Here is a 15,949-nt window from a genome sequence, read left to right as displayed (position 1 = left end):
TCGCGGCATAATACCTGATGAAGCCGGAGGAGAAAGCCATGCGTATCGACCTGCACTGTCATACCACCGCGTCGGACGGCGCCTTCGCGCCCGCCGAGGTGGTCAGACGGGCCCATGAGCGCGGGGTGCAGCTGCTGGCCATCACCGATCACGACACCCTGGACGGCTACGCTGAAGCCCTGGAAGCCGCGGACGGCCTGGGCTTGCGCCTGCTCCCCGGCATCGAGATGTCCTGTACCTGGGGCGGCTCCACGCTGCATGTGCTGGGCTACAACTTCGCCCCTGACGCGCCGGAGCTGAATGCCGCCCTGGAAGCCCTGCACGAGGGTCGCTGGGAGCGCGCCCGGGAAATTGACCGGCGGCTGGCGGCCAAGGGCATGCCCGGCACCCTGGAAGGGGCTCGCGCGGTGCAGCTGGCCCTGGGCGACAGTCGCAATGCGCCGGCCCGGCCGCATTTCGCCGAATACCTGGTGCAGGCCGGCCATGTCGCGGACCGCGGCGATGCCTTTCGCAAATGGCTCGGCGGCGGCAAGCTCGGCGATGTCAAGCAGCATTGGCCGACCCTGGCCGAAACCCTGGCGACGCTCAAGGGCGCCAAGGCCTGGATCAGCCTGGCGCATCCGCTGGCCTATGGCTTCACCCGCACCAAGCTGCGCAAGCTGATCGGCGAATTCGTCAGCGGCGGCGGCCATGCCATCGAGGTGGTCAATGGCGTGCAGCCGGCCGAGCAGGTCGGGACCCTGGCAATTCTGGCGCGGGAATTCGGTCTGATGGTCAGTGCGGGCAGCGATTTCCATGCGCCGGCCGATTGGTCGGACCTGGGTATGTACCGTCCGTTGCCCGAAGATCTGCCGCCCCTCTGGGCGCGCTTCAGTCAACCGCTATACCCTCAGATTCGGGAACCCCAATGAGCCAGTTCATCGAAATTCATCCGCAGAATCCCCAGCCGCGGCTGATTCGTCAGGCCGTGGAAATCATCCAGTCCGGCGGTGTCATCGCCTATCCCACCGATTCGTCCTATGCGCTGGGCTGCCGTATCGGCGAGAAGAGCGCGGTGGAGCGTATCCGCCGCATCCGCCAGCTCGACGACAAGCACAACTTTACCCTGGTGTGCTGCGATCTCTCCGAGCTGGGCATCTATGCCAAGGTGGATACCAGCGCCTTCCGCCTGCTCAAGGCCTACACCCCCGGGCCCTACACCTTCATCCTCAATGCCACCCGCGAAGTGCCGCGCATGCTGCTGCATCCCAAGCGGCGCACCATCGGCGTACGGGTGCCCCAGCATCCCATCACCCTGGCGCTGCTGGAGGCGCTGGGCGAGCCCTTGATGAGCGTGAGCCTGATCCTGCCGGGGGATGACGAAGCCCTGGGCGATGCCTGGGAGATCCGCGAGCGTCTCGAGCATTTCGTCGACCTGGTGATCGAGGGCGGCCCGGGTGGCTTGCAGCCGTCCACCGTGGTCAGCCTGGCCGACGACGAACCGGAAGTGATCCGGGTCGGTGCCGGGGATCCGGCGCCCTTCATGATCGAAGCATGAGCGAAGCCCTGGACCCCCAGCTGCTCGAACCCGAGCAGCTGCGCCTGGCGCTGGTCTATGGCGAGGCCTTCACCGAACTGCCCCAGGACCTCTATATTCCGCCGGATGCCCTGGAGGTCTTTCTCGAAGCCTTCGAAGGCCCTCTCGACCTGCTGCTCTATCTGATCCGCAAGCAGAACATCAATATCCTCGACATCCCGGTCGCCGAGATCACCCGGCAGTACATGAGCTATGTCGAGCTGATGAAGGCGGTGCAACTGGAACTGGCCGCCGAGTACCTGCTGATGGCCGCCATGCTGGCGGAGATCAAGTCGCGCATGCTGCTGCCGCGCGCCGAGGGCCTGGACGCCGAGGAAGAGGACCCCCGTGCCGAACTGATCCGGCGCCTGCAGGAATACGAGCGCTTCAAGAAGGCCGCCGAGGATCTCGATGACCTGCCGCGCGAAGGCCGCGACTTCGTGGTGCCCACCCTGCCGGCACCCGAGGCGCGGGCGCGCAAGCTGTTGCCCGAGGTGGACCTGGGGGAGTTGCTGCTGGCGATGGGCGAGGTCCTGCGCCGCGCCGACCTGTTCGAGAGCCATCAGGTGACCCGCGAAGTGCTGTCTACCCGTGAGCGCATGAGCCAGGTGCTGGAGCGCCTCAAGGAGGGTGCCTTCGTGCCCTTCGTGGCGCTGTTCACCCTGGATGAAGGGCGGCTCGGCGTGGTGGTGACCTTCATGGCCATCCTCGAGCTGGTCAAGGAATCCCTGGTGGAACTGGTGCAGAACGAGCCCTTCAGCCCCATCCATGTCCGCGCTCGGGTCAGAGACGCCGACGGGGAAGGGATCGCTCAGGCGTAAGCCAGGGCAGCCGTCGCGGCGGCGCTCTTGCGCTTGCTCACCAGCAGCTGGGCGCCTTCACCCGCCGCAGCCAGGGCCGCGGCTTCAGCCACGCTGGGGCTGCCAGTGTGCTGCAAGGCGACAGGGCTCGGCGAGGCGACACCCTCCTGCTGTGCCAGCAGTTCAGCGGGGAATCCGTGCAACGGCAGTCGCCAGCGCTGGGCCAGGCTTTGCAGTCCGCTTTCCTGCAGTCGCCGGTCCACTGTCGCCAGGGCGGTCAGGGCGCTGGAGGTGCAGCCGGCCTCCTGCAGCACCCGCTGCGCCAGGTCGGCAAGCTCCTCCACCGAACAGCCCCGGCGGCAACCCAGGCCCAGGACCAGTGCCATCAGTCTTGCAGCGCTTGGCGACGGAACAGCCAGCTGCAGGCAAGTCCCAGGAGCAGCCAGAAGGGCAGATTGCTGGCCAGCACGGCGACCTGGAAATGCCGCTGCAATTCCTCCGGTGCCAGGCTCGCATGAGCGACGGGTTGAGGCGCACCTAATAGGTGGGGAATGACCAGCAGCCCGAGGGCGGCGATCTTGAAGCCGAGATGGCGGGCGAACACCAGGAGCGCGAGCGCGGCGGCAGTGGCACCGGCAGTGCCCAGCCACCAGGCCTGCCGCAGGGTGAGGTCGGCCGCGGCCGTGCCCGGTAGCTCCGGCGGCAGACCGAGGCTGGGAGCGAGGCAGAAGATGGCGTAGCCGGCCAGGCCCCAGAGCAGGCCCTGGTACGTCCTATTCGGTGCCCGCAGGTTGAACAGGCCGGCGAGCACCAAGCCAAAGCCTACGGCCACCACCAGATTGCCGCCGAAGGTCGAGAGGGTGCGCGGCCAGCCGTCTGCGGGAGCCCAGGCCGCTTCGCTGTGCTCATGGTGCTCGATCGTGACCGGGGCCGCGGTCTGGACCTCGTAGGTTTCCGCCTGGAGGATGAGCGGCGTCAGCCAGAGGCTTTGCAAGCAACTCAGTAGCAGGGCGGCGAGCAGACCGGCCACGCCGGCACTGAAGGCGATACGCTGGAACATGGCGAACTCCTTCTAGTGGCAGGGGAAGCCTTCGCTGTGGCGGGTATCGTGGGCACCGTTGTGCAGGGCCTCGACATGGGAGAAGCCCGCCAGGAACACCAGGCTCAAGCCGAGCAGGCAGGCGAGCAGGGTAGCGGTCAGGCGCTGGGCACGGGTACTGGTCTGGGGCAGGGCGGTCGAGCGGGTAGCGGTCATGGCAGGGCCTCGGAGTCGAAGCGGCAGGGACGCGCCGAGGCAGCGGGCCGCAGGCGGCCGCCGTCCAGCACGACCGCCCACCGCGGGTTGCTTGAAAGCAGCAGGCCGGTCTCCGGACTCACGAGGGTTGCAGGGCGCGGTCTTGGCTGCGCGTCGGCCTGGCTGCGTTGAACCCTTCTGCGGAATGCTCATTTACGCTCGGTAAACTGCGCTTCCTTGGAAGGTTTCGCCTTGCCAGGCGCTAGCTCGCTCATTACCGCATGCCTGTGCAACTACCAGGATCGCCTTCCCCAGACTTGCCGGCCGGGTGGCATCGTGATCCTGCGCTCGTCTACCGTTGCGGGGGCAGTGCCGGACTCGGACCGGCTTCCCGTTTCACCGCGACCCATGGCGGAGTCGCGACACCTGAAGCAACGGCGAGCAGACCACGCGCCTCGTCCGCTGGTCAAGCCTGGCCGATTGACACCCCGGCGGGGCACTCGTAGCCTGTCGGCCTTCGAGGTGCTCTAGGAGCCTGCCCATAATCTGCTGCGCGTCGGCCCAATCGCGTTGAAAACGCCTTCGGAATGCTCGTTTACCACTCGTAAACTCCGCTTCCTCAGGCCTTTTCGCCTTGTTGGTCTCTCGCTCGCGAGATTATGAACAGGCTCTATGCAAGAGCTTGAAAGGGAACGCGGTGTGATACCGCGGCTGCCCCCGCAACTGTAAGCGGCATCTTCAGCCACTCCACAGAGCCTGTTCTTAATGTGCTGCGCGTTGGCCAAACTGCGTTGAAGATGCTTTCGGAATGCTCATTTACCATTCGTAAACTCCGCTTCCTCAAGCATCTTCGCCTTGTTTGCCTCTCGCTCGCGAAATTATGAACAAGCTCTAAGGCCACTGCTCACGCGGGAAGGCCGGAGTCAGGCGCCGCGAGCCAGGAGACCTGCCTCGTCACGTTTCGAACACGCAACCGGGCGGGGTGATCCGGGCTGCCACCAGGGCCTCGCCGTCATGCGGGCGTCCGGCATGCCTGCCCGTCTTTTTTCGCTTTTTCTCTAAGGGCAGCCCATGAAAACCCTGGCCAAGACTCCCGTCACCATCGTTACCGGCTTCCTCGGTTCCGGCAAGACCACCCTGCTGCGGCACATGCTCGATCACGCCGAGGGCCGGCGCATCGCGGTGATCGTCAACGAATTCGGCGAGTTGGGCATCGACGGTGAGATCCTCCGCCAGTGCAGCATCGGCTGTAGCGAGGAGGAGGCCCAGGGCCGCGTCTTCGAATTGGCCAATGGCTGCCTGTGCTGCACCGTGCAGGAAGAATTCTTCCCGGTGATGAAGGAGCTGGTGGCGCGGCGGGGCGACATTGACCACATCCTCATCGAAACCAGCGGCCTGGCCCTGCCCAAGCCCCTGGTACAGGCCTTCCAGTGGCCGGAGATCCGCACCGCCTGCACCGTGGATGCGGTGATCACCGTGGTCGACAGCCCAGCGGTGGCGGCCGGTACCTTCGCCGCCTATCCGGAGCAGGTGGATGCCCAGCGTCGGCAGGACCCCAACCTCGACCATGAATCGCCGCTGCACGAGTTGTTCGAAGACCAGCTCGCCAGTGCCGATCTGGTGATCCTCAACAAGGCCGACGGCCTGGACGCCGAGGCCCTGGCCCGGGTACGTGCCGAGGTGAGCGAAGAGCTGCCGCCGGCGGTCAAGGTGGTGGAAGCCAGTCGCGGCGTGCTGCCGTTGTCGGTGCTGCTGGGCCTGCAGGCCGAGTCCGAGGCCCATATCGACAGCCGTCCGACCCACCATGACCTCGAAGGTCATGAGGACCATGACCACGACGAATTCGACTCCTTTGGCGTCGAGTTGCCCGAGGTGGCGGAAGCGACCCTCCTGGCGGCCCTGACCGAGGTGGTCGAGCGTCATGGTGTCCTGCGGGTGAAGGGTTTCGCCGCCATCGCCGGCAAGCCATTGCGGCTGCTGGTGCAGGGCGTGGGCACCCGCTTCGACAAGCATTTCGACCGTGCCTGGAAGACCGGCGAGACCCGAAGCACCCAGCTGGTGCTGATCGGTCAGCAGCTGGACCAGGCGGCCATCACCGCCCAGTTGCGCGCCGCGGTCGCCTGACCCCGGATGCATCTGCTGCGTACCCAGCCGGGCGGTTTCGTCCCGGACGACGGCATCGCCCACCTGGCGCAGACGCCGGGCGAGATCGTCGTGCTCTGCAGTGGCGATTCGCACCTGGCGCTGCTGGCCGAGGCGACCCGCAGCCTGGACGACGGCTATCCGAGTCTGCGCCTGGCCAATCCCATGCAGCTGCAGAACCACGCCTCGGTGGATCTCTATGTCGAGGAGGTGCTGAACCAGGCGCGGGTGGTGTTCATCTCCCTGCATGGCGGCCAGGGTTACTGGCGCTATGGCATGGAGCGGCTAGCCGAGCTGGCCGCGCGGGGACTGACCCTGATCGCGGTGCCCGGTTGCGATCGACCCGATCCGGAACTGATGGCCCTGGGTACGGTAGCGCCCGAGCTGGCCGAACGGCTGTGGCGCTATCTGCGCCAGGGCGGCCTGGGCAATGCCCGGGATTTCCTGCATTGCCTGGCCAGCGAGTGCCTGGATGCCCGCTACACCTACGAGCCCCCACGGGAATTGCCCCGGGTGGCCGTCTATCACCCAGACGCCCTGGGCCTGGATGGCTGGCGTCAGCGCTGGCGACCGGACTGGCCCACCGCGGCGCTGCTGTTCTATCGCACCCACCTGCAGTCGGCCAACACCGCCTTCGTCGATGTCTTCTGCCAGCAGCTTGAAGGCCAGGGCCTGAATCCGCTGCCCATCGCCGTGGCCAGTCTCAAGGAGTCGGCCTGCCTGCATGAGGTGGAACGGCTGCTGGACGAGACCGATACTGCACTGATCCTCAATACCACCGGCTTCGCCCAGTCCAGTCCGGAGCGGCCGACGCTGACGCCGTTCCGCCGGCCGGTACCGGTCCTCCAGGCCATCTGCGCCCAGGACAATCGCGAACGCTGGCAGGAAAATCCCCAGGGGCTGGGCGCCCGCGACCTGGCCATGCACATCGCCCTGCCGGAACTGGACGGGCGCATCATCACCCGGCCGATCAGTTTCAAGGGCCTGGCCTGGCGCTGCGAGCGCGGCCAGAGCGACGTGGTCAACTACCAGGCCGATGGCGAGCGCATGGCCTTTGTCGCGCGGCTGGCGCGCAGCTGGATCGAACTGGCGCGGCGTCCCGCAGCGGACAAGCGCATTGCCCTGATCCTGGCCAACTATCCCACCCGCGATGGTCGGATCGGCAACGGCGTCGGCCTGGATACCCCGGCGGCGGCACTCAAGGTGCTGCAGGCGCTGCAGACGGTGGGCTATCCGGTGGCCAATCTGCCCGCAAGCGGTACCGCCCTGATCGAGCGGCTGCTCGGTGGCGTGACCAACGACAGCGCCCTGCGCGACCTGCGCCCGGCCCTGCAGAGTCTAGCGCTGCAGGACTACCAGTCGCTGTTCGCCCAGTTGCCCCTCAGCCTGCAGCAGGCGGTGACCGAAAGATGGGGCGCGCCCGAGGCCGATCCCATGCACCGTCGGGGTCGGCTCATGGTGGCCGGGGTGCGCTTCGGCCTGACCTTCGTCGGCATCCAGCCGGCGCGTGGCTACGACGTCGATCCGGCGGCGGTCTACCACGATCCTGCGCTGGTGCCGCCCCATGGCTACCTGGCCTTCTATTTCTGGCTGCGCGAAGCCTATGGCGCCCAGGCCGTGGTGCATCTGGGCAAGCACGGCAATCTGGAGTGGTTACCGGGCAAGGGCGTCGGGCTGTCGGCGGAGTGTTGGCCGGACGCCATCCTCGGACCGCTGCCCAACGTCTATCCCTTCATCGTCAACGATCCGGGCGAGGGTGCCCAGGCCAAGCGGCGCACCCAGGCGGTGATCATCGACCATCTGATGCCGCCGCTGACCCGCGCCGAGAGCTACGGGCCGCTGCGCGACCTGGAGCGCCTGGCCGACGAATACTATGACGCCAGCCTGCTGGACCTCCGACGCGCCACCGAGTTGCGCGGCGAGATCCTGCAACTGGTACGCGAAACCGCCCTGGATCGCGAACTGGGGCTGGTGATCACCGATGATCCGGACAGCTGGCTGCCGCAGCTGGACGCCTACCTGTGCGACCTCAAGGAGTCCCAGATCCGCGACGGCCTGCATGTGTTCGGTGAATCCCCGACTGGCCAGCTGCGTCGCGATACCCTGGTGGCCCTGCTGCGCATTCCCCGGGGCGATGCCCAGGGCGCCAATGCCAGCCTGCTGCGAGTGCTGGCCAAGGACCTGCAGCTGGGGTTCGATCCCCTGGCCGCCGACCTCGGCGAGTCCTGGCAGGGGCCACGTCCGGCGTGCCTGGAGGGGTTGTCGAGCGAACCCTGGCGCACCCTGGGCGATACCCGGGAGCGGTTGGAGCTCCTGGCATTGGCCCTGGTGGCCGCGACGGTCGATGCCGAGCCGCTGCCGTTGGCGCTGGACGAGCTGCCTGCCACCCGCCCGGTGCTGGAGCACCTGGCCGGCCAGGTCGCGCCGGCCCTGGACGGCTGCGGTCCCGCCGAAATCGGCGGCCTGCTGAGGGCGCTGGAGGGACGTTTCGTTCCCGCCGGACCCAGCGGCGCGCCCAGCCGCGGACGGCTGGACGTACTACCCACCGGGCGCAACTTCTTTTCCGTGGACGTGCGCAACCTGCCGAGCATGACTGCCTGGCGCCTCGGTTGGCAGTCGGCCAACCTGCTGCTGGAGCGTCATCTGCAGGAGGAGGGCGACCACCTTCGCCAGCTGGGTCTCTCGGTCTGGGGCACCGCGACCATGAGAACCGGCGGCGACGACATCGCCCAGGCCATGGCCCTGCTGGGTGTGCGCCCGGTATGGCAGACCGGTAGTGCCCGGGTCGAGGACTTCGAGATCCTGCCGCTGTCGCTGCTGGATCGCCCGCGGGTGGATGTCACCCTGCGCATCTCCGGTTTCTTCCGCGATGCCTTCGGTGGACTGGTACGGCTGTTCGACGCCGCCGTCCAGGCGATCGCCGCGCTGGACGAGCCGGACGACCTCAATCCGCTGGCGGCCCAGGTACGCCGCGAGCGCGCTGCCCTGGAAGCGGCCGGTACCGATGCTGACCTCGCTCGGCGTCAGGCCGGCTGGCGCATCTTCGGCGCCCAGCCCGGTGCCTATGGCGCCGGTGTCCAGGGCGCGGTGGAAGAGCGCCAGTGGCAGGATCGCAGCGAACTGGCCACTGCCTATCTCAACTGGGGCAGCTATGCCTATGGCGCCGAGGATGAGGGCACCGCCGCCCGTGACGACTTCTCGCGCCGCCTGGGTCGCCTGCAGGCCGTACTGCAGAACCAGGACAACCGCGAGCACGACCTGCTCGATTCCAACGACTACTACCAGTTCCAGGGCGGCATGCTGGCCGCTGCCGAGACCCTGAGCGGCCAGCGGCGTGCCAGCTACTTCGGCGATCACGCCCAGGCCGACCTGCCCAGGATCCGTACCCTCAAGGAGGAGCTGGGCCGCGTGGTGCGCTCCCGGGCGGCTAATCCCAAGTGGATCGCCGGCATGAAGCGCCATGGCTACAAGGGCGCCTTCGAGATGGCTGCCACCGTGGACTATCTGTTCGGTTTCGGCGCTACCACCGAACTGGTCGAGGATCACCAGTACCGGCAACTGGCCGATGCCTATCTGCTCGATGCCGATACCCGCGACTTCGTCGAACGTCACAACCCCGAGGCCCTGCGCGACATGACCGAACGCCTGCTGGAAGCCCAGCAGCGCGGGCTCTGGCAGGAGCCAGGCGACTACCGTGAGGCCCTCGAACAGCTCCTGATGGATATGGATGAAGCCTGAGATGACCGCTCCCGTCTTTCCCCTGGCCGCCGTGGTCGGCGCCGAATCCCTGAAGCTGGCCCTGTGTCTCAACGCCATCGATCCCCGTATCGGCGGCGTATTGATCGAAGGCCCCCGGGGCATGGCCAAGTCGACCCTGGCCCGGGGCCTCGCCGATCTGCTCGGGGGCGGTCCCTTCGTGACCTTGCCGCTGGGTGCCAGCGAGGAACGCATCGTCGGCACCCTGGATCTGGAGGCGGCCCTCGGCGAGGGGCGGGCCCGCTTCGCGCCAGGCGTGCTGGCGGCGGCCGATGGCGGCGTGCTTTATGTCGACGAGGTCAATCTGCTGCCGGATCACCTGGTGGATCTGCTGCTGGACGTGGCGGCCAGTGGGGTCAACCGGGTGGAGCGCGACGGCATTTCCCACGAGCACGCCGCCCGCTTCCTGCTGGTAGGCACCATGAATCCGGAGGAGGGCGAGCTGCGTCCGCAATTGCTGGATCGCTTTGGCTTCGCCCTGGCGCTGGACAACCGGCCGGCTCCAAGGGAGCGGGCCGAGATCCTGCGCCGCCGCCTGGCCTTCGATAGCGATCCGCCAGCCTTCAATGCCCAGTGGGAGCCGGCGCAGGCGGAACTGCGTCAGCGCTGCGCCGCGGCCCGTGCGCGGCTGGCGGACATCCCGCTGGACGATGCCGCCCTGGAAGCCATCACCGCAGGCTGCCACCAGGCCGGGGTCGACGGCCTGCGTGCCGATCTGGTCTGGTTGCGCGCGGCTCGCGCCCATGCCGCCTGGCGCGGCGCTCGGGCGATCGAAGAAATCGATATCGCCGCCGTGGCCGAATTCGCCCTGCGCCATCGGCGCCGCGAGTTACCTGATACTCCAACAGTAATACCACCCCTTCAGGATGATTCAGCTTCTGACACTCCGGAGCAGGATCCTGGCCATCAACAAAAGCAGGGTAATGCCAATCCTGCGCAGGGTGAGGGCGATGGTTGGGGTGCCCTGGCACCGGAGCCCACCGCGACTGGGCCCAGGCGCCGGTTGGGCCCGGCAAAAAAGCCCTAGGCGTCCGATCACCTCATGCCCCGGATCGCGATGCCCGAAGCGGGACGGGCAAGGCCCTGGGCGGGCGTCAGGGCGCCCGTTCGCCGGGCACGGCAGGTCCCATCGCCTGGGTGCCGACGCTGCTCCGGGGTCGTCCGCGTCGCGTTGACGATCTCTTGCGGCAACCGCGCCAGCAGCGCCCGGCTCAGCTCTGGCTGGTGATCGTCGATCACTCCGCGTCCACCCGCCGCCACGGCGCCCTGGCCCAGGCCAAGGGGCTGCTGGCCGACTGGTTCGAGCAGGCCTACCGCCAGCGGGTCAGGGTCGCGGTCCTGCAGACGGCGGGGGAGCGACCGGAATGGTCTTTCCAGGGCCAGCGCAGCGGCCGGGCCTTGCAGGCCTGGCTGGAGCAGCTGGGAGCAGGAGGCGGAACGCCCTTGCTGGCGGGCCTGACCGAAGCTCAGCAATGGCTGAAAAGTCGCCGCCGGCAGTATCCTGGCGAGGAGTGCCAGCTGCTGTTGGTCACGGACGGACGCCTGCGCGACCTGGAAGGGCTGGCAGTGCCGGACTGCCCTGTCCAGGTGCTGGATATCGAACTGGGGCCGCTGCGCCTGCGACGAGCCGGGGAACTCGCCCGGCGCCTGGGCGCGGAGTACCGGCACCTGGAAGAGATGCCGGTGGTCTAGCCAGCCAGCCTTTCTGCGTAGGTTGGGTTGAGACGGCTCCATCGTCGAAGCCCAACATTGAGCGACTCGACCCTCACGCCGTTGGGCTTCGCTGCGCTCGGCGCCGACCTACCAGAGGACCTCGAATCTCAATGCCCGCCTTTCATGGCCTTGACCAGGGTATCCACGTTGTAGCGGAACATGGCCGCATAGGTGGCAGCCGGGCCGTCTGCCGGCGACAGGGCCTCGACGTACAGCTCGCCACCCGGCTGGGCTCCGCTGGCCTTGGCGATCTGCTGTACCAGGCGCGGATCGTTGGAGTTCTCGAAGAAGTAGGTGGCGACGTGTTCCTGCTTGATCTGGCGGATCAGCTTGGCGACATCCTGGGCAGACGCCTCGGCCTCGGTCGACAGCCCGAGCGGCGAGATGAAGGTCACGCCATAGGCATCGGCGAAATAGCCGAAGGCGTCGTGGGAGGTGAGTACCTTGCGTTTCGCCCTGGGTACCTGACCGATCTGTTCGCGGGCATAGCGATCCAAGGCTTCCAGTTCGGCGATGTAGCGATCGCCGTTGGCCTCGAAGGTGGCGGCATCCGCGGGATCGACCGCGGACAGCGCCTTCACCACGTTGCGGGTGTAGACGACCACGTTGAGCGGGTTGTTCCAGACATGGGGATCGATACCCCCGTGGTCGTGACCATGGTCGTCATGGCCGTGCTCGTCCTCGTCTTCCGCCATCTCGCGGGTCTTGATCCCCTCGCTGAGCACCACCGGCGGGCGCGCCTGGCCGGAGGCCTTGATCAGGCGATCCATCCAGCCTTCCAGGTGCAGCCCGCTCATGAACACCACATCGGCCTGTTTCAGCGCCTGGGCATCCGTGGGCGTCGGTTCGTAGGCATGGGGATCGCCATTGGGACCGACCAGGGAGGAAACCTGCACCTGGTCGCCACCAACCTGTCTGACCACGTCGGCGATCACGGTAAAGGTGGCGACGGCCTTGACCGGTGCGGCCTGGGCCTGGCCGATGGCGGCGAGCAGCAGGGCAGCGCCTAGGGAAAACAGGGATTTCATGGTGACTCCTTTCAGTGGGTGAGGTGAGGGCGAGGGCGCAGCCGCCGGTACAGTCCCAGGCGACCGAACAGCAGGGAGAAGAGGTAGCAGCCGCCCGCGGTCAGGACGATGGCCGGACCCGAGGCGCAGCCGAGGTGATAGGACAGCACCAGGCCGATCAGGCCGCTGAGACTGGCGATCAGGCTGGCCACCGCCATCAGTCCGGGCAGGCTGTTGGCCCAGAAGCGCGCCGCGGTGGCCGGCAGCATCATCAGGCCCACCGCCATCAGGGTACCCAGCGCCTGGAAGCCGGCGACCAGGTTGAGCACCACCAGCAGCAGGAACAGCAGGTGATAGAGCGAGCCGCGCCCGCCCACGGCGCGCAGGAAGCCCGGATCGAAGCACTCCAGCGCGAGTGGCCGGTAGATCACCGCCAGCACCACCAGCGACAGGGTGGCGATGCCGGCGACCAGGTAGAGCGCCGTGGCGTCGATCGCCAGGATGGTGCCGAACAGCACATGCAGCAGGTCCACACTGGAGCCGTGCAGCGACACGATGAGCACCCCGGCGGCCAGGGAGATCAGGTAGAAGCTGGCGAAACTGGCATCCTCACGCTGGCTGGTGAAGCGGCTGACCAGGCCGGCGAGTCCGGCCACCAGCAGTCCGGCAAGCATCCCGCCGATGCCCATGGCCGGTAGCGAAAGCCCGGCGACCATGAAGCCCAGGGCCGCGCCTGGCAGCACGGCGTGGCTCATGGCATCGCCCACCAGACTCATGCGCCTGAGCATCAGCAGGACGCCGACCGGCCCGGCGCCCAGCGCCAGGGCCAGGCAGGCCACCAGCGCGCGGCGCATGAAACCGAATTCGACGAAGGGTTCGAACAGGAGTTGATAGAGGGTCATGCGCGCTCACAGACCGCCGCATTGGCGTCCCAGTGCTCGGCGAGATTGCGCGCGCGGGCCAGATGGTCGCTGACCAGCACCTGATCGGTGGCGCCCCAGGCGATGGCTTCCCGGGCCAGCAGCAGGGTCTCGGGGAAGTGCTGGCGAACCTGCTCCAGGTCGTGCAGCACGGCGATCACCGTGCGGCCCTGGCCATGCCAGCGACGGACGATGGTCAGCAGGTCCGCGGTGGTGCGGGCATCGATGGCGGTGAAGGGCTCGTCCAGCAGCAGCACCGGCGCATCCTGCAACAACAGCCGGGCGAACAGCACCCGCTGGAATTGCCCGGAGGACAGGGCGCCGACCAGGCGATCCTCGAGGCCTTCGAGGCCAACCGCCTGCAACGCCCGGGAGGCTTCCTCGCGATGGGCGGCGGTGACCCCTCGCCAGATGCCCAGGCCGCGCCAGGCGCCCAGTATCACGGTTTCCAGCACGCTCAGGGGAAAGCTGCGGTCGATCTCCGCGGCCTGCGGCAGATAGCCCAGGCGGCGCTGGGGCACGGCCCGGTCCACGCGACCACTGACCGGTCTCAGGGTGCCGGCAATGGCCTTGAGCAGGGTGGACTTGCCCGCCCCGTTGGGGCCGACGATGGCGGTCAGGCTGCCGGTGCGGAAGCAACCACTGAGGTGATGGATGGCCGGATGCCGCTGATAGGCCAGGGTCAGGTCCTGCAGTTCGATGGCGGCGCTCATGGCAGGGCGACCGCCCAGAGCACGGCCAGCCAAAGCGCGACCAGCGGGAGGGCGGCGAGCGACAGCCGAATGGGCACGGAAAGGAGGAGGAGGGAAGCGCGAGGGGATGCCATGACTGAGCCTTGAATAACGTGCAAAAGTTATAACATAACAAATGCAGAGGCGTCATCAGGCTGGCTTGGAAGAATCACGCTGGGCGAGCAGGGCTGGCGTCTATCGCGGAACGCGCCCCACCCCCGGCGAGGGGCAGGGCGGCAGCGCCTCGTCAGGCGGCCTGGGTCTCCGCCATCCGCTGCTCCAGCCGTTGCAGGAAGTTGAGCAGCAGCACCTCTTCCTCCTTGAGCCCCTTGCGCTTGCGCGGCTTGGGCAGGGTGCAGAGGTCGCCCGCGAGGAAGGCATCCAGCACACCCGGGTGGATATAGCACTTGCGACACACCGCCGGGGTATTGCCCAGGGTGCGCGACACCGCCTTGACCATGTCCACCAGCTCCTTCTTGGCGTCGGTCTGGGTTTCACAACGCAACTCGCGCAGGGCTTCCAGCGCGAGGGCACTGCCGGCCCAGGTGCGGTAGTCCTTGGCGGTGAAGTCTGCGCCCGTGAGTTCATGCAGGTAGGCGTTGACGTCGGACGAGGTGACGGTATGGCGGTCGCCGTCCCCATCCACATACTGAAAGAGATGCTGGCCGGGCAGCTCCAGACACTTTTTCACGGTTCGCGCCAAGCGGGGATCGCTGACCTTGATGTCGTGCTCCACCCCGCTCTTGCCACGGAAGTGGAAGGCGATGGTATTGCCATGCACCTCGGCATGTCGGTTGCGCAGGGTGGTGAGGCCATAGGACTTGTTGCTCTTGGCGTACTGGGCATTGCCTACCCGGATGAGCGTGGCATCGAGCAGGCTGATGACGGTGGCCATGACCTTTTCCCGACACAGGCCGCGCCGGGCGAGGTCCTCTTCAACGCGCTGCCGCAGCTTGGGCAGTGCCTGACCGAACGCCAGCATCCGTTCATACTTGTCGGTATCGCGGATCTCGCGCCAGCGCGGGTGGTAGCGATACTGCTTGCGCCCGCGGGCGTCGCGTCCGGTGGCCTGCAGATGGCCATTGGCGTCGGGGCAGATCCAGACCTCGGTATAGGCCGGCGGAATGGCCAGCTTGTTGATGCGCTCGACTTCCGCCTGATCGCGGATTCGTTCGCCGTCTGGGGTGAAATAGGCCCACTTGCCGCGCAGCTTGCGTCGACTCAGGCCCGCCTGGCTGTCATCGACGTAATTGAGGTCGGGCGGCAAGGGCGTGCAGAGGGCGGTACCGGTGTCGTCACGCTCATCGGCGGGGATGGGCAGGTCGGTCTGGGCGAGGCGTTGCATTACTTTCGAGACTTTCGAGCGAGAGGTCATGACTGCACCGACAATTTCCTGGTCGAAACGGTGGACTCCAGGAGAAGGGACCCGGTTCTCATGACCGCGCTCAAGCCGACCGACGCACAATTGCGCGAAGCCTTGCTGGCCAAGGCGCAGGCGCGCCGTCCGGGGACGACCTTCTGTCCGTCGGAGGTGGCGCGTGACCTGGCTGCGGACTGGCGGCCACTGATGGAGCCCCTGCGCGCCATGGCGCGTGAGCTGGCGCGCGAGGGCCGGCTGCAGGTGACGCAGAAGGGCGAAGCCCTGGAGGCCGAAGCGCCCTGGCGTGGCCCGATCCGCTTAAGCCTGGCTTAATCGGCGTTTAAGTTTCGATTAATGGCGGATCGCTACTCTGGACCCAGATCAAACAGCAACCAGAGAGAATCATCATGAAAAAGCTTACCGCCCTCGCGACTGCCGCCCTCCTGCTCACCGGTATGGGCGTCGCCCAGGCCCGGGATCTCGGCCCCGATGAAGCCCTCAAGCTGCGTGACAGCGGCAAGATCAAGAGCTTCGAGGTGCTCAACCAGGCCGCCATTGCCAAGCATCCGGGGTCGACGACCCACGAGACCGAACTGGAAGAAGAGTACGGGCGCTACATCTACCAACTGGAACTGCGTGACCCCAAAGGTGTGAAATGGGATCTGGAACTCGACGCCACCACTGGCGAAGTCCTGAAAGACCAGCGCGACGACTGACCGTCGGCCTCGCCG

16 protein-coding genes and 2 riboswitches are annotated in these 15,949 nt (G+C 67.1%); of the genes, 9 read left to right on the top strand and 7 right to left on the bottom strand.

Annotated features, from left to right (window positions below; all coding sequences use genetic code 11):
• Positions 1 to 38: 38 nt before the first annotated feature.
• The 3 genes from QE393_RS09025 (at position 39) to QE393_RS09015 (ending at position 2,376) form a co-directional block, all read left to right on the top strand.
• The gene (locus QE393_RS09025) at positions 39 to 911 is read left to right on the top strand and encodes a PHP domain-containing protein (protein WP_273807190.1); all 873 of its coding nucleotides are present in this window, start codon (positions 39 to 41) and stop codon (positions 909 to 911) included.
• A complete protein-coding gene (locus QE393_RS09020; protein ID WP_273807191.1) occupies positions 908 to 1,537 on the top strand; it encodes an L-threonylcarbamoyladenylate synthase in 630 nt (209 codons plus the stop codon). Before QE393_RS09025 ends, QE393_RS09020 begins: the two co-directional genes overlap by 4 nt.
• A 110-nt stretch (positions 1,538 to 1,647) precedes the next feature.
• Positions 1,648 to 2,376, top strand: a complete 729-nt coding sequence (locus QE393_RS09015; protein ID WP_273807514.1) for a ScpA family protein — start codon at positions 1,648 to 1,650, stop codon at positions 2,374 to 2,376.
• Here the strand turns inward: QE393_RS09015 and QE393_RS09010 are convergent.
• The 3 genes from QE393_RS09010 to QE393_RS09000 are packed head-to-tail and all read right to left on the bottom strand — an operon-like array spanning position 2,367 to position 3,610.
• Positions 2,367 to 2,741, bottom strand: a complete 375-nt coding sequence (locus QE393_RS09010; protein ID WP_273807192.1) for a cobalamin biosynthesis protein — start codon at positions 2,739 to 2,741, stop codon at positions 2,367 to 2,369. The two genes, QE393_RS09015 and QE393_RS09010, sit on opposite strands and share 10 nt — an antisense overlap.
• Entirely contained in the window at positions 2,741 to 3,415 is a 675-nt protein-coding gene (locus QE393_RS09005) for a CbtA family protein (protein ID WP_273807193.1), read from the bottom strand. The genes QE393_RS09010 and QE393_RS09005 overlap by 1 nt, the downstream gene beginning before the upstream one ends.
• Positions 3,416 to 3,427: 12 nt before the next feature.
• Entirely contained in the window at positions 3,428 to 3,610 is a 183-nt protein-coding gene (locus QE393_RS09000; protein WP_273807194.1) for a CbtB-domain containing protein, read from the bottom strand.
• Between the two features lie 85 nt (positions 3,611 to 3,695).
• Positions 3,696 to 4,034: riboswitch (cobalamin riboswitch) on the bottom strand.
• Between the two features lie 203 nt (positions 4,035 to 4,237).
• A riboswitch (cobalamin riboswitch) is annotated at positions 4,238 to 4,558 on the top strand.
• Positions 4,559 to 4,660: 102 nt separating this feature from the next.
• On the opposite strand from QE393_RS09000, the gene cobW reads away from it, so the two are divergent.
• Genes cobW through QE393_RS08980 form a run of 4 tightly spaced genes read left to right on the top strand, consistent with a single transcriptional unit; the run spans position 4,661 to position 11,179 of the window.
• A complete protein-coding gene (gene cobW / locus QE393_RS08995; protein ID WP_273807195.1) occupies positions 4,661 to 5,713 on the top strand; it encodes a cobalamin biosynthesis protein CobW in 1,053 nt (350 codons plus the stop codon).
• Positions 5,714 to 5,719: 6 nt separating this feature from the next.
• Positions 5,720 to 9,469 (top strand): cobaltochelatase subunit CobN, encoded by a 3,750-nt coding sequence (cobN, locus tag QE393_RS08990; RefSeq protein ID WP_273807196.1) that lies wholly within the window; start codon positions 5,720 to 5,722, stop codon positions 9,467 to 9,469.
• 1 nt (position 9,470) lies between these two features.
• Positions 9,471 to 10,514 carry an ATP-binding protein gene (locus QE393_RS08985; protein ID WP_273807197.1) on the top strand — a complete coding sequence of 348 codons (1,044 nt, stop codon included), beginning with the start codon at positions 9,471 to 9,473 and terminating at the stop codon, positions 10,512 to 10,514.
• Between the two features lie 56 nt (positions 10,515 to 10,570).
• Entirely contained in the window at positions 10,571 to 11,179 is a 609-nt protein-coding gene (locus tag QE393_RS08980; RefSeq protein WP_405046291.1) for a vWA domain-containing protein, read from the top strand.
• 128 nt (positions 11,180 to 11,307) lie between these two features.
• On the opposite strand, the gene QE393_RS08975 is transcribed toward QE393_RS08980, so the two are convergent.
• The 4 genes from QE393_RS08975 to QE393_RS08960 form a co-directional block, all read right to left on the bottom strand.
• Positions 11,308 to 12,228 (bottom strand): metal ABC transporter substrate-binding protein, encoded by a 921-nt coding sequence (locus tag QE393_RS08975; RefSeq protein ID WP_273807199.1) that lies wholly within the window; start codon positions 12,226 to 12,228, stop codon positions 11,308 to 11,310.
• A gap of 11 nt (positions 12,229 to 12,239) precedes the next feature.
• Positions 12,240 to 13,109, bottom strand: a complete 870-nt coding sequence (locus QE393_RS08970; protein WP_273807200.1) for a metal ABC transporter permease — start codon at positions 13,107 to 13,109, stop codon at positions 12,240 to 12,242.
• Positions 13,106 to 13,840, bottom strand: coding sequence for a zinc ABC transporter ATP-binding protein AztA (aztA, locus tag QE393_RS08965; RefSeq protein WP_310043081.1), 735 nt, complete (start codon positions 13,838 to 13,840; stop codon positions 13,106 to 13,108). Before aztA ends, QE393_RS08970 begins: the two co-directional genes overlap by 4 nt.
• Before the next feature lie 265 nt (positions 13,841 to 14,105).
• On the bottom strand, positions 14,106 to 15,203 hold the full coding sequence (locus QE393_RS08960) for a DNA topoisomerase IB (protein ID WP_273807202.1): 1,098 nt from the start codon (positions 15,201 to 15,203) through the stop codon (positions 14,106 to 14,108).
• A gap of 90 nt (positions 15,204 to 15,293) precedes the next feature.
• Here QE393_RS08960 and QE393_RS08955 point away from each other — a divergent pair, with 90 nt between their 5' ends.
• Together QE393_RS08955 and QE393_RS08950 are read left to right on the top strand one after the other, a co-directional pair.
• Positions 15,294 to 15,551 carry a DUF3253 domain-containing protein gene (locus QE393_RS08955; protein WP_273807203.1) on the top strand — a complete coding sequence of 86 codons (258 nt, stop codon included), beginning with the start codon at positions 15,294 to 15,296 and terminating at the stop codon, positions 15,549 to 15,551.
• Positions 15,552 to 15,625: 74 nt separating this feature from the next.
• The gene (locus QE393_RS08950) at positions 15,626 to 15,934 is read left to right on the top strand and encodes a PepSY domain-containing protein (RefSeq protein WP_158896648.1); all 309 of its coding nucleotides are present in this window, start codon (positions 15,626 to 15,628) and stop codon (positions 15,932 to 15,934) included.
• Positions 15,935 to 15,949: the final 15 nt, after the last annotated feature.

It is taken from the genome of Pseudomonas sp. SORGH_AS_0211 (assembly GCF_031453455.1).
In the GTDB taxonomy this organism is placed as follows: Bacteria; Pseudomonadota; Gammaproteobacteria; order Pseudomonadales; family Pseudomonadaceae; genus Chryseomonas; species Chryseomonas aestiva.
The sequence above is the reverse complement of the archived record's forward strand: the minus strand, read 5'-3'. Positions and strand labels throughout refer to the sequence as shown.

Coding starts and splice junctions, on each gene's coding strand:
- QE393_RS09025 (WP_273807190.1), top strand. CDS start 39: ATGCGTATCGACCTGCACTGTCATACCACCGCGTCGGACGGCGCCTTC.
- QE393_RS09020 (WP_273807191.1), top strand. CDS start 908: ATGAGCCAGTTCATCGAAATTCATCCGCAGAATCCCCAGCCGCGGCTG.
- QE393_RS09010 (WP_273807192.1), bottom strand. CDS start 2,741: ATGGCACTGGTCCTGGGCCTGGGTTGCCGCCGGGGCTGTTCGGTGGAG.
- QE393_RS09005 (WP_273807193.1), bottom strand. CDS start 3,415: ATGTTCCAGCGTATCGCCTTCAGTGCCGGCGTGGCCGGTCTGCTCGCC.
- QE393_RS09000 (WP_273807194.1), bottom strand. CDS start 3,610: ATGACCGCTACCCGCTCGACCGCCCTGCCCCAGACCAGTACCCGTGCC.
- cobW (WP_273807195.1), top strand. CDS start 4,661: ATGAAAACCCTGGCCAAGACTCCCGTCACCATCGTTACCGGCTTCCTC.
- cobN (WP_273807196.1), top strand. CDS start 5,720: ATGCATCTGCTGCGTACCCAGCCGGGCGGTTTCGTCCCGGACGACGGC.
- QE393_RS08985 (WP_273807197.1), top strand. CDS start 9,471: ATGACCGCTCCCGTCTTTCCCCTGGCCGCCGTGGTCGGCGCCGAATCC.
- QE393_RS08975 (WP_273807199.1), bottom strand. CDS start 12,228: ATGAAATCCCTGTTTTCCCTAGGCGCTGCCCTGCTGCTCGCCGCCATC.
- QE393_RS08970 (WP_273807200.1), bottom strand. CDS start 13,109: ATGACCCTCTATCAACTCCTGTTCGAACCCTTCGTCGAATTCGGTTTC.
- aztA (WP_310043081.1), bottom strand. CDS start 13,840: ATGAGCGCCGCCATCGAACTGCAGGACCTGACCCTGGCCTATCAGCGG.
- QE393_RS08960 (WP_273807202.1), bottom strand. CDS start 15,203: ATGCAACGCCTCGCCCAGACCGACCTGCCCATCCCCGCCGATGAGCGT.
- QE393_RS08955 (WP_273807203.1), top strand. CDS start 15,294: ATGACCGCGCTCAAGCCGACCGACGCACAATTGCGCGAAGCCTTGCTG.
- QE393_RS08950 (WP_158896648.1), top strand. CDS start 15,626: ATGAAAAAGCTTACCGCCCTCGCGACTGCCGCCCTCCTGCTCACCGGT.